14 protein-coding genes are annotated in these 12,825 nt (G+C 71.4%); 10 read left to right on the forward strand and 4 right to left on the reverse strand.

The window, feature by feature from the left end; genetic code table 11:
- Positions 1-7: 7 nt before the first annotated feature.
- The 3 genes from murQ to FJK98_RS26560 all read right to left on the reverse strand — a co-directional run bounded on the left by murQ (position 8) and on the right by FJK98_RS26560 (position 2,782).
- On the reverse strand, positions 8-982 hold the full coding sequence (murQ, locus tag FJK98_RS26550; RefSeq protein WP_370516925.1) for an N-acetylmuramic acid 6-phosphate etherase: 975 nt from the start codon (positions 980-982) through the stop codon (positions 8-10).
- Positions 979-1,893, reverse strand: a complete 915-nt coding sequence (locus tag FJK98_RS26555) for a MurR/RpiR family transcriptional regulator (protein WP_145921405.1) — start codon at positions 1,891-1,893, stop codon at positions 979-981. Before FJK98_RS26555 ends, murQ begins: the two co-directional genes overlap by 4 nt.
- Before the next feature lie 148 nt (positions 1,894-2,041).
- A complete protein-coding gene (locus FJK98_RS26560) occupies positions 2,042-2,782 on the reverse strand; it encodes a thymidylate kinase (RefSeq protein ID WP_194821545.1) in 741 nt (246 codons plus the stop codon).
- Positions 2,783-2,938: 156 nt separating this feature from the next.
- On the opposite strand from FJK98_RS26560, the gene FJK98_RS26565 reads away from it, so the two are divergent.
- The 5 genes from FJK98_RS26565 to FJK98_RS26580 all read left to right on the forward strand — a co-directional run bounded on the left by FJK98_RS26565 (position 2,939) and on the right by FJK98_RS26580 (position 5,378).
- Entirely contained in the window at positions 2,939-3,544 is a 606-nt protein-coding gene (locus FJK98_RS26565) for a nucleotidyltransferase (protein ID WP_088642727.1), read from the forward strand.
- A complete protein-coding gene (locus FJK98_RS26570) occupies positions 3,541-3,807 on the forward strand; it encodes a hypothetical protein (protein ID WP_088642728.1) in 267 nt (88 codons plus the stop codon). The genes FJK98_RS26565 and FJK98_RS26570 overlap by 4 nt, the downstream gene beginning before the upstream one ends.
- A 10-nt stretch (positions 3,808-3,817) precedes the next feature.
- A complete protein-coding gene (locus FJK98_RS26575) occupies positions 3,818-4,540 on the forward strand; it encodes a metallophosphoesterase (protein ID WP_145921406.1) in 723 nt (240 codons plus the stop codon).
- A gap of 42 nt (positions 4,541-4,582) precedes the next feature.
- Positions 4,583-4,726 carry a GPGG-motif small membrane protein gene (locus FJK98_RS33385; RefSeq protein WP_007464364.1) on the forward strand — a complete coding sequence of 48 codons (144 nt, stop codon included), beginning with the start codon at positions 4,583-4,585 and terminating at the stop codon, positions 4,724-4,726.
- A 157-nt stretch (positions 4,727-4,883) separates the two neighbouring features.
- Complete coding sequence (locus FJK98_RS26580; protein ID WP_145921407.1) at positions 4,884-5,378, forward strand: TspO/MBR family protein; 495 nt, start codon at positions 4,884-4,886, stop codon at positions 5,376-5,378.
- A gap of 39 nt (positions 5,379-5,417) precedes the next feature.
- On the opposite strand, the gene FJK98_RS26585 is transcribed toward FJK98_RS26580, so the two are convergent.
- Complete coding sequence (locus FJK98_RS26585) at positions 5,418-6,188, reverse strand: M23 family metallopeptidase (RefSeq protein ID WP_145921408.1); 771 nt, start codon at positions 6,186-6,188, stop codon at positions 5,418-5,420.
- Positions 6,189-6,464: 276 nt separating this feature from the next.
- On the opposite strand from FJK98_RS26585, the gene FJK98_RS26590 reads away from it, so the two are divergent.
- The 5 genes from FJK98_RS26590 to FJK98_RS26610 all read left to right on the forward strand — a co-directional run bounded on the left by FJK98_RS26590 (position 6,465) and on the right by FJK98_RS26610 (position 12,762).
- Positions 6,465-7,805 carry an ABC transporter substrate-binding protein gene (locus FJK98_RS26590; protein WP_145921409.1) on the forward strand — a complete coding sequence of 447 codons (1,341 nt, stop codon included), beginning with the start codon at positions 6,465-6,467 and terminating at the stop codon, positions 7,803-7,805.
- A gap of 76 nt (positions 7,806-7,881) precedes the next feature.
- Entirely contained in the window at positions 7,882-8,931 is a 1,050-nt protein-coding gene (locus tag FJK98_RS26595; RefSeq protein WP_145921410.1) for a carbohydrate ABC transporter permease, read from the forward strand.
- Position 8,932: 1 nt separating this feature from the next.
- Complete coding sequence (locus FJK98_RS26600) at positions 8,933-9,898, forward strand: carbohydrate ABC transporter permease (RefSeq protein WP_145921411.1); 966 nt, start codon at positions 8,933-8,935, stop codon at positions 9,896-9,898.
- Positions 9,899-9,967: 69 nt separating this feature from the next.
- Entirely contained in the window at positions 9,968-11,041 is a 1,074-nt protein-coding gene (locus FJK98_RS26605; protein ID WP_145921412.1) for a LacI family DNA-binding transcriptional regulator, read from the forward strand.
- Between the two features lie 47 nt (positions 11,042-11,088).
- Positions 11,089-12,762 carry a glycoside hydrolase family 13 protein gene (locus FJK98_RS26610; RefSeq protein ID WP_228543147.1) on the forward strand — a complete coding sequence of 558 codons (1,674 nt, stop codon included), beginning with the start codon at positions 11,089-11,091 and terminating at the stop codon, positions 12,760-12,762.
- Positions 12,763-12,825: the final 63 nt, after the last annotated feature.

A 12,825-nucleotide genomic window follows, 5' to 3' on the forward strand; every position in this document is an offset into this window, starting at 1 on the left:
GGACGGGTCAGGAGGCGAGCAGGGCGATGGCACCCCGGACGTGGTGCGCGGTCCGGGCCAGCGCGGCGCGGGCCGCGTCGACCTCGGCCCCGGACAACAGCGAGACGAGGGCCGTCTTCAGGTCGCCGTCGGCCTCGTGCAGGGCCCGCCGGGAGACCTCCTCGGAGCAGCCGGTCGCCTCGATCAGGATGGAGATCATGCGGCCCCGCAGCTTGGCGTTGGTGGCCACCATGTCGATCATGAGGTTGGAGTAGACCCGGCCCAGCCGCACCATCACCGCCGTGGAGAAGGTGTTCAGCACCAGCTTCTGCGCGGTGCCCGCCTTCATCCGGGTCGAGCCGGTCACCACCTCGGGGCCGGTGTCGACCCCGATGACCACGTCGACCTCGGCCGCCGCCCGGACCTCCGGATTGGCGCACAGCAGCACGGTCGAGGCCCCCCGCTGCCGGGCCGCGTCGAGTGCGCCCAGGACGTACGGGGTGCGTCCGCTGGCCGCCAGCCCCACCACCAGGTCCCCGGCGGTGACGCACCCGGCGGCCTCGCCGGCCCCGGCTGCCAGGTCGTCCTCGGCGTCCTCCACGGCCTGCCACATCGCGTCCGGCCCACCGGCCAGGTGGGCGCAGAACCAGCCGCGCGGGGAGTTGAAGGTGGGGGCCAACTCGGCGGCGTCGATCACCCCGAGCCGGCCGGAGGTGCCGGCCCCGAAGTAGTGCACCCGGCGCCCGCCGCGCAGCGCGGTCACCGCGAGGTCGACGGTCACCGCGATCTCGTCCAGGACGGCGGCCACCGCCGCCGGCACCCGCCGGTCGGCGTCGTTGATCACGGTGAGCACGTCCCGGGTCGACATCAGGTCGAGGTCGGTGCTGTGCGGGTTGCGTCGTTCGGTCGGGGCACCGACCCGGACCACCGGCCGCAGGTCGACCACGCCCTCGCCGCCCCGCTGCCCCACCACGTCGTCCGGCCCGACCCGGCCGGCGGTCACGAGCGCCTCCGACTGCCGCCGACCCGGTGTGTTCGCACCGCCTCGGCGGTGACCTCCAGCGCCCGCCGGGCCCGGGTCCGGTTCCGGGCGGCCACCCCGACGAAGAGGCAGTCCACCACGGTGAGCTGGGCGATCCGGCTGGCCATCGCCCCGGACCGGTACGTCGTCTCGCGGGCGGCGGTGGTGAGGACGAAGTCGGCCCGTTCGGTGATCGGCGAGCGGGGGAAGTTGGTCAGCGCGACGGTGACCGCCCCCCGGGAGCGGGCCTGTTCGAGCACCTCGATCACGTCGGAGGTGGTGCCGCTGTGCGAGATGCCGATCGCCACGTCGCCCTTGCCGAGCAGGGCGGCGGAGGTCAGCGCGGTGTGCACGTCGGGGAAGGAGAACGCGATCCGGCCGATGCGGTGCAGCTTCTGCTGGAAGTCCGAGGCGACGAAGCCGCTCGCGCCGGCGCCGTAGACCTCGATCCGGCCGGCGCTGACGATCGCCTCCACGACCTGCTCGCAGACGGCCGGGTCGAGCTGCTCGGCGGTCTCCTCGACGGCCCGCGCGTCGTTGAAGGAGATGGTGGCGATGATCTGGGCCAGGTCGGCGCCGGGCGGGATGTCCCCACCGACCACCCGGGCGTCCGGCGGTTCGATCCGGCGGGCGGCCTCCGCGGCGAGCCGGATCCGCAACTGCGGGTAGCCGTCCATGCCGACGGACCGGCAGAACCGGATGACGGTGGCCTCGGAGGTCTCGGCGGCGGTGGCGAGGTCGGTGATGGTCCGTCGGGCGGCATCGGCCGGGTCGGCGACGACCAGTCGGGCGACCCGCTGCTCGGCGGGGGACAGCGACGGGAGCAGGCCGCTGATGTGGACGATCAGTCCACCCGGCTCGTGACTCGCGGAAATCTTCGGACTTTTCGCCACGGATGAAACTTACTTTCATGAGCCGCGAGCGTCAACCACGACCGCGCGGATCCGACAGGAAGTATCCCCCGGCCCGGGGGCGTACCGGCACAGACTCCCATTTGCGCAGCCTGACGCGCCTCCGCCGGTCCGGTGGAATCGCCTCGGTCTACGGGCGGGACTGCGCGGCGACCGGCTCCCGGGGCCCGCCGGCGGCCTCCGGGGCGGACGGGCCGGTGTCGTCCGGCGGATCATCGACGACCGGCCCCGCCTCCTCCGGCGGCAGCCAGCGCGCCAGGTGCGCCCGGATGCGCCGGGAGACCTCGTCGGGCCCGCCGCCGGCGTCGACCACCACGAAACCCGGGTACTCGGGCAGCGACCGGTAGGCAGCGTCGGCGGCGGTCAGCCAGCCCATCGTCTCGTGGTCCTCCCCCCGCCGCTCGATCCGCCGGTACGCCTCGGCCGGGTCGACGGCGAGCAGGAAGGTGACCTGCGGCGCGGGGAAGACCCGGTAACCGGCCCGGGCCAGCCGCTCCCACCGCTGCCCACCGTGCGCCCGGATGCTGGCGTACTGGCAGGCGGAGTAGCGGTCCATCACGGCGGTACGGCCGGTCACCAGGCAACTGAGCAGCGCGGCGGCGATCGCCAGCCAGCGCAGCACGGACTCCACCGCGAGCATCCCGTCCCGGCCCACCAGCAGCTGCGCGTCGGCCCGGCCGAACCGGGCGGCGAGCCGGCCCAGCCAGCGCCGGCCGCCCGCGTTGCGGTGGTAGGTGGCGGGTCGCCCGGCCGCGGTGAGCGCGGCGGCGAGCCGGTACGCCTGGGTGGTCTTGCCCGAGCCGTCGATGCCGATCAGCGCGACGCGCCGCAGTCGGGCCCCGCCGTCGGTCGCGCGCCGTGATCTGGCCACCCTGCACAGGATATCCGACCGGCGCATCTCCCCCGTCCGGTTGATGCCCGTCCGGGGCGCGGTGACCGGGACCGGCACGCCGGGCAGGTGTGGGCGGGCGGACAGCCGGGTACGCAACGTCATTTCCCACCGACCATCCACGACGGGAGAGACCAGATGGCCGAGCGCGGGGACGTCAGCCTCCTGCACACCCTCAAGCGGGTCGCCGCCGTGCTCAAGCAGAACGAGATCCCCTTCGCCCTCGGCGGCAGCTTCGCCGTCTACGCCCACGGCGGCCACTCCAGCGAGCACGACGTGGACTTCCTGCTCCCCGAGGAGCATGTCGAGCGGGCGTTGGAGGCGCTGACCGACGAGGGCTTCACCGCCGAGCGCCCGCCGGAGGACTGGCTGGTCAAGGTCTACGACGACGGTCGGATGGTCGACCTGATCCACCGGCCGGTGGAGACCCCGGTGACCCACGAGACCCTCGCCGACACCGTGGTCCGCCCGGTGGACGCCATCCACATGCCGGTGCTGTCGGCGACCCGGCTGATGGTGCACAAGCTGCTCAGCTTCTCCCAGCACTACTGCGACTTCGCCCGGGGCCTGCCCCTGGCCCGGTCGCTGCGTGAACAGATCGACTGGGAGCGGGTACGCAAGGAGACCCAGCACTCGCCGTACGCCGAAGCGTTCCTGATGCTGCTGGACCGGCTCGACGTCGTCCCGTACGGGGGCACGCCGGTGCCGTACGCCCGCATCCCCGAGGGAAGGGAGACCCCGTGACCGAGCACAGCGCCGGCCCGCCGGACGCCTACGTCGAGGCGGAGATCCAACGGCTGCTGACCGAGGACCCGGACGTCGCCGAGCAGGGGATCACCGTGGTCCACCGGGAAACAGGACTGGTCCTCACCGGCGAGGTGGAGAGCCCGCAGCGCCGGGCGGAGATCCTGCGCCGGGTGGCCGAGCGGTTCCCGGACGAGGCGATCACCAGCGACATCGGGGTGATCCGCACCCAGGCCCCGGTCCAGGTCGAGGAGCTGCCGTGAGGAGGACCCGATGATCCGGATCGCCGCGGTCGGCGACGTGCACCTGGACGCCGACGTGCTGGGCCGGTTCCGCCCGGCCCTGGAGGAGTTGCCCGACTGCGCCGACGTGCTGCTGCTCGCCGGCGACCTGACCCGGCACGGCACCGAGTCCGAGGCGCGCTGCGTCGCCGAGGAGTTCGGCGGGCTGGGGGTGCCGGTGGTCACCGTGCTGGGCAACCACGACCACCAGTGCGACCAGGTGCCGCAGGTGGTCAAGGTGCTGGAGGATGCCGGGATCACCGTGCTGGAGGGGACCGGCACGGTGCTGGAGTGCCCCGGTGGCCGGCTCGGGGTGGCCGGCGTCAAGGGCTTCGGCGGCGGGTTCGCCGGCCGGTGCGCCAGCGACTTCGGCGAGCCGGAGATGAAGTCCTTCGTCCGGACCAGCAACGAGAGCGCGGCGGCGTTGGGCGCGGCGCTGCGTGGGCTGGACTGCGACCTGCTCGTCGCGCTGACCCACTACGCCCCGGTGCCGGACACGCTGGCCGGCGAGCCGCTGGAGATCTACCCGTTCCTCGGGTCGTACCAGCTCGGTCAGGCGATCGACTCGGCGCCGACGGCGCTCGCCCTGCACGGGCACGCGCACGCCGGCAGCGAACGCGGCGTCACCCCGGGCGGGGTACGCGTACGCAACGTCGCCCACCCGGTGATCAAGCAGGCGTACAGCGTCTTCCACCTGGGAGATCAAATCGACTGAGAACCAGGTTTTCGGGTTCGGACGGCCGGGTATTCAGCAGCCATGGAGCTGATTCTCTGGATTCTCGCAGTCGTACTCGTGGTCGCCGGCATCCTCGCGCTGTTCCGCCGGCAGATCCTGTGGGGCATCGTCCTCATCGTGGTCGGCCTTCTGGTCGGCCCGGGTGGTGTCAGCATCTTCAATTGACGCCGGAACCCGCACCTGACCCGCCGGGGTCGTCGCCCCCGGAAGCTCCGTCCTCCCAGACAGGAGCCTCCGGCACCGACGACCCCGGCGCTGTGCTGTGCGGGGGTCGGCGCGGTGGGGCGGGTTTGGGACGGCGTACCCGGGAAATATCTTGACCATGGAGATAACCCGGAGCGACCGGCGGACCGGCTCGGCGCGGACCTGGTGGGTGCTGCTCGGCTTCGGCGCGGCCGTCGCGGTCGCCGCCGCGATCGGCGGGCTGGGGGTGTCCGGCACCCGCGACGAGTACGCCTCGCTCCAGCAGCCGACCTGGGCCCCGCCGGGGTGGCTGTTCGGCCCGGTCTGGACCCTGCTGTACGCGCTGATCGCGGTCGCCGGCTGGCTGGTCTGGCGGCGGGTCGGTTTCGGCCCGGCGCTCGGGGCGTGGACGGTCCAGCTGGTGCTGAACGCGATCTGGACCCCGCTGTTCTTCGGCGCGGGACGCTACGGGCTGGCCTTCGCCGAGATCGTGCTGATGTGGCTGGCGATCGCGGTGACGGTGGTCGCCTTCTGGCGGATCTCCCGGCCGGCGGCGGCCCTGCTGCTGCCCTACTGGGCCTGGGTCACCTTCGCCGCCGCGCTCAACTTCTCGATCTGGCAGCTCAACGGCTGACCGGGCACCGGGCCCGGTGCGGACCCGGTGCCCACAGGCTCAGCAGCGGGGCACGTTGGGGATGTAGCCGTCGTGGCCGGTGTAGACGTAGGCGTCGGCGATGAACCGGCCGGAGCCGATCCGGTCCCAGATCGCGCTGGTGCCGAAGGTGCCGGCGACCGTGCTGCCGCTGGTCTGGCAGCCGATGGTGACCTTGGCGCCGTCGGCGACCGTGCCGACCGACGCGTAGCCGGTGCCCGGCCCGGAGCGCACGGTCAGCGGGGAGCCGGCGGTGTCGACAGTGCCCGACCCGGTGCTGCTGGAACAGCCGTTTCCGCTGGTGTACGTCTTGGTGCCCCAGTACAGGGCGAGCGTGCCGTTGAACCGGACCTTGATGTCGTCGCCGTTGAGGCGCTGCTCGTAGTGCAGGTGCGGGCCGGTGGAGCCGCCGGTGCTGCCGACCCAGCCGATCACCTTGCCGTAGCCGACCTGCTGCCCGACCGAGACGTTGAAGCCGTTGAGGTGGGCGTAGTAGGTCGTGTAGCCGCCGCCGTGGTCGATCCGGACGTACTTGCCGTAGCTCGTGCCGCCGAGGTCGGTGACCCGGTCGACGGTGCCCGGGGCGCTGGCGACCACCGGGTCGCCGAGGTCGTCGGTGCGGTTGAAGTCCACCGCGTTCGCCGGGCTGTGGTCGGACCGGGTCTGGCCGGACCAGGACTGGTTGCAGGGGAAGGGCACCTTGAACGTGGGCGCGGCCCAGGCCGGGCCGGCCGGGACCAGGCTCCCGGTGACCAGCAGGGCCGCCGCCAGCAGGCTCCACCGTCTGCGCATCGCACACCTCCGATGTCGAGATCCTTCAATACCTTGCCCCGAGGGTGGCAGATATCGCCATCGATTCCAAGCCGCGCCCACCCCTGCCGACCCCTATTCGGTGACCACGGGTGGGAGCGCACCCACCTGCGGTGAGGGGGTTTCGGGATTGTTACCGGGCCGTGTCCGGCAGGGGGTGGACCGATCGGGATGCAAGCGCTTACATGTGGGGACGACTCATCGGACCGGCGTCGGGTTCCCCCACCTGTGGGCGCGCCGGCAAGGAAGGAGAACGGCATGGCGTTTGCCAGATCACGCCAGGCTCTCGCGATCGCCGGCGTGCTGGGGCTGGCGCTCGGCGCCGCCGCCTGTGGCACCGGCAACGACAAGAAGAGCAGCAACGCGGGTTCGGCCGAATGCGCCGCATACGAGAAGTACGGTGACAACGACGGCAAGAAGGTCACGATCTACTCGTCGATCCGGGACATCGAGGCCGACCGGCTGGCCCAGTCCTGGAAGCAGTTCGAGGACTGCACCGGCATCGAGATCGACCACGAGGGCTCCGGCGAGTTCGAGGCCCAGCTCCCCGTCCGGGTGCAGGGCGGCAACGCGCCCGACCTGGCCTTCATCCCGCAGCCGGGTCTGGTCAAGCGGTTCGTCGACGGCGGCAACCTCAAGCCCGTCTCCGCCGCCACCAAGACCGAGGCCGAGGCGAACTTCTCCCCCGACTGGCTGAAGTACACCACCATCAACGGCCAGTTCTACGGCGCCCCGCTGGGCTCGAACGTCAAGTCGTTCGTCTGGTACTCGCCGAAGACCTTCAAGGAGAAGGGCTGGACGGTCCCCACCAGCTGGGACGAGCTGATCAAGCTCTCCGACACGATCGCGGCCAGCGGCACCAAGCCGTGGTGCGCCGGCATCGAGTCCGGTGACGCCACCGGCTGGCCGGCCACCGACTGGATCGAGGACGTGCTGCTGCGTACGGCCGGGCCCGAGGTCTACGACCAGTGGACCACCCACGGCATCCCGTTCAACAGCCCGCAGGTCGCCGACGCCCTCAACCGGGCCGGCACCATCCTCAAGAACGACAAGTACGTCAACGGCGGCTTCGGCGGCGTGAAGAGCATCGCCACCACCTCCTTCCAGGAGGCCGGCGTGCCGATCACCACCGGCAAGTGCGCCCTGCACCGGCAGGCGTCCTTCTACGCCAACCAGTGGCCCGAGGGCACCAAGGTGGCCGAGGACGGCGACGTCTTCGCGTTCTACTTCCCGTCGATCGACCCGGCCAAGGGCAAGCCGGTGCTGGGTGGCGGCGAGTTCGTCGCGGCCTTCACCGACCGTCCCGAGGTCCAGGCGGTGCAGACCTACCTCGCCTCCGGCGAGTACGCCAACAGCCGCGCCAAGATCGGCGACTGGGTGTCGGCGAACAAGAAGCTCGACCTGGCCAACGTCCCGAACCCGGTCGACAAGCTCTCCGTGGGCATCCTCCAGGACCCGAAGACCGTCTTCCGCTTCGACGGCTCCGACCTGATGCCGGCCGCAGTCGGCAACGGCACCTTCTGGAAGGGCATGGTCGAGTGGATCAACGGTAAGGACACCACCACGGTGCTGAACGGCATCGAGAACAGCTGGAAGTGATCTGAGACGGGTGGCCCGGTCCGCACGGTGCGGACCGGGCCACCCGTCGGATACGAACCCTTGAGAGGGAGGGTCGATGGAGTTCGACTTCGCTGAGGAACAGCCGAAGTTCCTCATGCTGATGTACGGGCTGATCGCTTTCGTCGCGGTGGTGGGCGGTCTGCTCCTGCTCCTCGACGTGGTGCCGGCCTGGTTCGCCCGCCGTCGGGAGGCGCAGCTGATCGCCGCCTCGACCGGTGGTGGCCCCCTGCCCCGCCGACGCAAGCCGAGGGAGGGCCTGTTCGCGCTCTTCTTCCTGCTGCCGACGCTGCTGCTGCTCTCCGTCGGGCTGGTGGTGCCGGCGCTGCGCACCGTGCTGCTCTCCTTCATGGACGCCGGCAGCGACAACTGGGTGGGGCTGCGCAACTACGGCTGGATGTTCTCCGAGGACTCGATCGTCCGGGTGCTGCTCAACACCCTGATCTGGGTGCTGCTGGTGCCGCTGGTGGCCACCACGTTCGGCCTGCTCTACGCCGTGATGGTGGACAAGGCCCGGTTCGAGTCCATCGCCAAGTCACTGATCTTCCTGCCGATGGCGATCTCGTTCGTCGGGGCCAGCATCATCTGGAAGTTCGTCTACGCCTACCGCAGCGAGGAGCAGGACCAGATCGGCCTGCTCAACCAGATCGTGGTCAGCCTCGGCGGCGAACCACGGCAGTGGCTGCTCGACTCACCGCTGAACACCTTCCTGCTCATCGTGATCATGGTGTGGATCCAGGCCGGTTTCGCCATGGTGGTGCTCTCCGCCGCGATCAAGGCGATCCCCGCGGACATCGTCGAGGCGGCCCGCCTCGACGGGGTCACCCCGTGGCAGATGTTCTGGCAGATCACCATGCCGAGCATCCGGCCCGCGCTGATCGTGGTCGTGGTGACCCTGTCGATCGCCACGCTGAAGGTCTTCGACATCGTCCGGACCGCCACCAACGGCAACTACGACACCAGCGTGATCGCCAACGAGATGTACAACCAGGCGTTCCGGTACGGCGAGAACGGGCAGGGCTCCGCCCTGGCGGTCTTCCTCTTCATCCTGGTGATCCCGATCGTGATCTACCAGATCCGCAACCTGCGTCAACAGCGGGAGGGCTGAGATGACCACCGCCACGCCCACCGTCGGAGCCGGGGCCCAGGCCACCGGGAAGCCGACAAGCGCCGCCGGCCGGGTCCGTAGCCGGCTCAACAGCCGTACGGCCACCCTGGTCTCGATCGTCATCGCGCTGCTCTGGACGATCCCGACGTTCGGCCTGTTCGTCTCCTCGTTCCGGCCCGAGGCCGAGATCAAGTCCACCGGGTGGTGGACCTTCTTCACCGACCCGCAGTTCACCCTGGAGAACTACCAGGACGTCCTGTTCGGCTCCTCCTCGTCGTCGGGGCAGCTGGCCAGCTACTTCATCAACTCGCTGGCCATCACCATCCCGTCGGTGCTCTTCCCGCTGGCGTTCGCCTCGCTCGCCGCGTACGCGCTGGCCTGGATCAACTTCCGGGGACGGGACTGGCTCTACATCGCGATCTTCGCGATGCAGATCGTGCCGTTGCAGATGGCCCTGGTGCCGCTGCTGAAGTTCTTCTCCACCGGGGTCACCGTGGCCGGCATCCAGCTGCTGCCGGCCTGGAACCTGGTGGACGAGCAGAAGTTCGCCCAGGTGTGGTTCGCGCACACCTGCTTCGCCCTGCCCTTCGCGGTGTTCCTGCTGCACAACTTCATCTCCCAGCTCCCCCGGGACCTGATGGAGGCGGCGCGGGTCGACGGGGCCACCCACCCCAAGATCTTCCGCACCATCGTGCTGCCGCTGATCACCCCGGCGCTGGCGGCGTTCGGCATCTTCCAGTTCCTCTGGGTCTGGAACGACCTGCTGGTCGCGCTGATCTTCGCCGGTGGCGGCAACGAGACCGCCCCGCTCACCGTGCGCCTGGCCGAGATGGCCGGCACCCGGGGCAACGAGTGGCAGCGGCTCACCGCCGGCGCGTTCGTCTCGATCGTCGTACCGCTGGTGGTGTTCCTGTCGTTGCAGCGCTTCTTCGTGCGCGGCCTGCTCGCCGGGAGCGTCAAGGGTTGACGGCCGTCCGTCGCCGCCCGGCAGCACCGGGCGGCGACGGGGGCCGGCGCGGAGCGGGGGAACGACAGCGTGACGAGGATCGACGACGTGGCCCGGCTGGCCGGGGTTTCCACGGCCACGGTCTCCCGGGCGTTACGCGGCCTGCCGACGGTGTCGGCCGCGACCCGCCGCCGGGTGCTCGCCGCCGCCGAACAGCTCCAGTACGCGGTCTCGCCGAGCGCCTCCCGGCTGGCCGGCGGCCGGACCGGCACGGTCGCCGTGGTGGTGCCCCGGATCACCAGGTGGTTCTTCGGCACCGTCGTCGAGGCGGTCGAGGAGTTCCTCCACCACGCCGGCTACGACCTGCTGCTCTACAACCTCGGCGGGCGCGAGCAGGTGCGGCAACGGGTGCTGCGCACCGCCAACCTGCACAAGCGGGTGGACGCGATCATGCTGGTCGCCACCCCGCTGCGACCGGCCGACCTGACCGCCCTGGCCGAGCTGGACCTGCCCGGCATCACGATCAGCTCGGGCAGCACCGTCCCCGGCTGGCCCTGCGTGCGGATCGACGACGTGGCGGCGGCCCGGACGGCCACCCGGCACCTGCTCGACCTGGGTCACCGGCGGATCGCCCACATCTCCGGCGACCCCGACGACGAGTTGGCCTTCACCACCCACACCGACCGTCGCCGGGGCTACCAGGAGGCGCTGCGCCGCGCCGGGCTGCACCCCGACCCCCGGCTGGACATGGAGTCGCAGTTCACCATCGACGGCGGCAACCGGGCCACCGTCGAGCTGCTGGCCCGGGGCGAACCACCGACGGCGATCTTCGCCGCCTGCGACGAGATCGCGATGGGCGCGATGACCGCGCTGCGCGACGCCGGGCTACGGGTCCCGCAGGACGTCAGCGTGATCGGCGTGGACGACCACGACCTGTCCGCCGTGCTCGGGTTGACCACCATCGCCCAACCCGCCGCCGAGCAGGGCCGGCTCGCCGCCCGGATGCTGCTCGACCCGCTGGGCGCCGCTGCCGTCGAGGCGGACGCCGACCGGGTGCCGGCCCCGCGCGGACCCGACGTGCACGGCCCCGCGCCGCGCCCGCCGGTGATCCTGCCCACTCGCCTGGTGGTACGGGAATCGACCGCCCCGCCCCGGGCAAACTGAACGGATTCGACCGCACGGCCCGACCGGCTCGACACAGGGAGAAGGCTCTGAACACCGACGCGAGGCAGCAGGAACAGTCCGTGGGCGTGGCACCCGGATGGTGGACCGAAGCCGTCATCTACCAGATCTATCCGCGTTCCTTCGCCGACTCCGACGGTGACGGCATCGGTGACCTGCCCGGCATCACCGCCCGACTCGGGCACCTGGCCGAGTTGGGTGTCGACGCCGTCTGGCTGTCCCCGTTCTACCCGTCGCCGCAGGCCGACGCGGGCTACGACGTCGCCGACTACCGCGACGTCGATCCCCTGTTCGGCAGCCTGGCCGACGCCGACAGGTTGATCGCCGAAGCCCGTACGAAGGGCCTGAAGGTCATCGTCGACCTGGTCCCCAACCACACCTCGTCGGCGCACCGGTGGTTCCGGGCCGCCGTCGCCGCCGCCCCCGGCAGCCCCGAACGGGCCCGGTACATCTTCCGCGACGGCCTCGGCCCGGACGGCGTCGAGCCGCCCAACGACTGGCAGAGCGTCTTCGGCGGCCCCGCCTGGACCCGGCTCGTCGAGCCCGACGGCCGACCCGGCCAGTGGTACCTGCACCTGTTCGACACCGCCCAGCCGGACCTCAACTGGGACAACCCGGAGATCCGCGCCGAGTTCCTCGACGTGCTCCGGTTCTGGCTGGACCGGGGCGTCGACGGTTTCCGGGTGGACGTGGCGCACGGCCTGATCAAGCAGGCCGACCTGGCCAACTGGGAGGAGCCGCAGGAGATCCTCTCCGGCAACGAGGCGGACAAGCCGCGCCCGCCGATGTGGGACCAGGACGGCGTCCACGAGGTCTACCAGGAGTGGCGGCGGGTGCTGGACTCCTACGAGGGCGACCGGATCCTCGTCGCCGAGGCGTGGGTGGAGCCGGCCGAACGGATCGCCCGCTACGTCCGCCCCGACGAGATGCACCAGGCGTTCAACTTCGAGTACCTGCTCGCCGCCTGGACGGCCCCCGCCCAGTACGCGGTGATCACCCGCTCGCTGGAGGCCACCGACGCCGTCGGCGCCCCCACCACCTGGGTGCTGTCCAACCACGACGTCATCCGGCACGCCTCCCGGATGGGGCTGTCCGCCAAGGGCGGCCGGCCCAACGGCATCGGCATCGGCGACCCCCAGCCGGACGCCGCGCTGGGCCTGCGTCGGGGTCGGGCGGCCACCCTGCTGATGCTGGCCCTGCCCGGCTCGGCCTATCTCTACCAGGGCGAGGAGTTGGGGCTGCCGGAGCACACCACACTGCCCGACGAGTCCCGGCAGGACCCGACCTGGGAGCGCAGCGGCCACACCCAGCGCGGTCGGGACGGCTGCCGGGTGCCGATCCCGTGGGAGGCCGACGCCCCGTCGTACGGCTTCGGCCCGACCGACGCCAGTTGGCTGCCGCAGCCGCCGCTGTGGGCCGAGTACGCCCTGGACCGGCAGCGGGGAGTGCCCGGCTCGACGTACGAGACGTACCGGACCGCGTTGCGGCTGCGCCGCGAGCACGCCCTCGGCCGGGGGACGCTGGAGTGGCTCTCCTCCGGCGACGAGGTGCTGAGCTTCCGCAACGGCGGGCTGACCGTGCTGACCAACTTCGGTGCGTCCGCCGTGCCGCCGCCGGCCGGGGAACTGCTGCACAGCAGCGCGCCGCTGGACGCCGACGGCCGGGTCCCCACCGACGTGACGGTCTGGGTCCGCCACTCCTGACCCGCCCCGGCACCGTCGGGCGCTTCACCCACGACGGGTGCGGCGCCCGGCGGTGCCTACGCC

Origin of the sequence: Micromonospora sp. HM134 (assembly GCF_007833915.1) — a bacterium.
Taxonomy (GTDB): Bacteria; Actinomycetota; Actinomycetes; order Mycobacteriales; family Micromonosporaceae; genus Micromonospora; species Micromonospora wenchangensis.

Excerpts from the sequence above, each read along its gene's own strand:
- FJK98_RS26575 (WP_145921406.1), top strand. The coding sequence starts at position 3,818 with ATGATCCGGATCGCCGCGGTCGGCGACGTGCACCTGGACGCCGACGTG.
- FJK98_RS26565 (WP_088642727.1), top strand. The coding sequence starts at position 2,939 with ATGGCCGAGCGCGGGGACGTCAGCCTCCTGCACACCCTCAAGCGGGTC.
- FJK98_RS33385 (WP_007464364.1), top strand. The coding sequence starts at position 4,583 with ATGGAGCTGATTCTCTGGATTCTCGCAGTCGTACTCGTGGTCGCCGGC.
- FJK98_RS26590 (WP_145921409.1), top strand. The coding sequence starts at position 6,465 with ATGGCGTTTGCCAGATCACGCCAGGCTCTCGCGATCGCCGGCGTGCTG.
- FJK98_RS26585 (WP_145921408.1), bottom strand. The coding sequence starts at position 6,188 with ATGCGCAGACGGTGGAGCCTGCTGGCGGCGGCCCTGCTGGTCACCGGG.
- FJK98_RS26580 (WP_145921407.1), top strand. The coding sequence starts at position 4,884 with ATGGAGATAACCCGGAGCGACCGGCGGACCGGCTCGGCGCGGACCTGG.
- FJK98_RS26595 (WP_145921410.1), top strand. The coding sequence starts at position 7,882 with ATGGAGTTCGACTTCGCTGAGGAACAGCCGAAGTTCCTCATGCTGATG.
- FJK98_RS26600 (WP_145921411.1), top strand. The coding sequence starts at position 8,933 with ATGACCACCGCCACGCCCACCGTCGGAGCCGGGGCCCAGGCCACCGGG.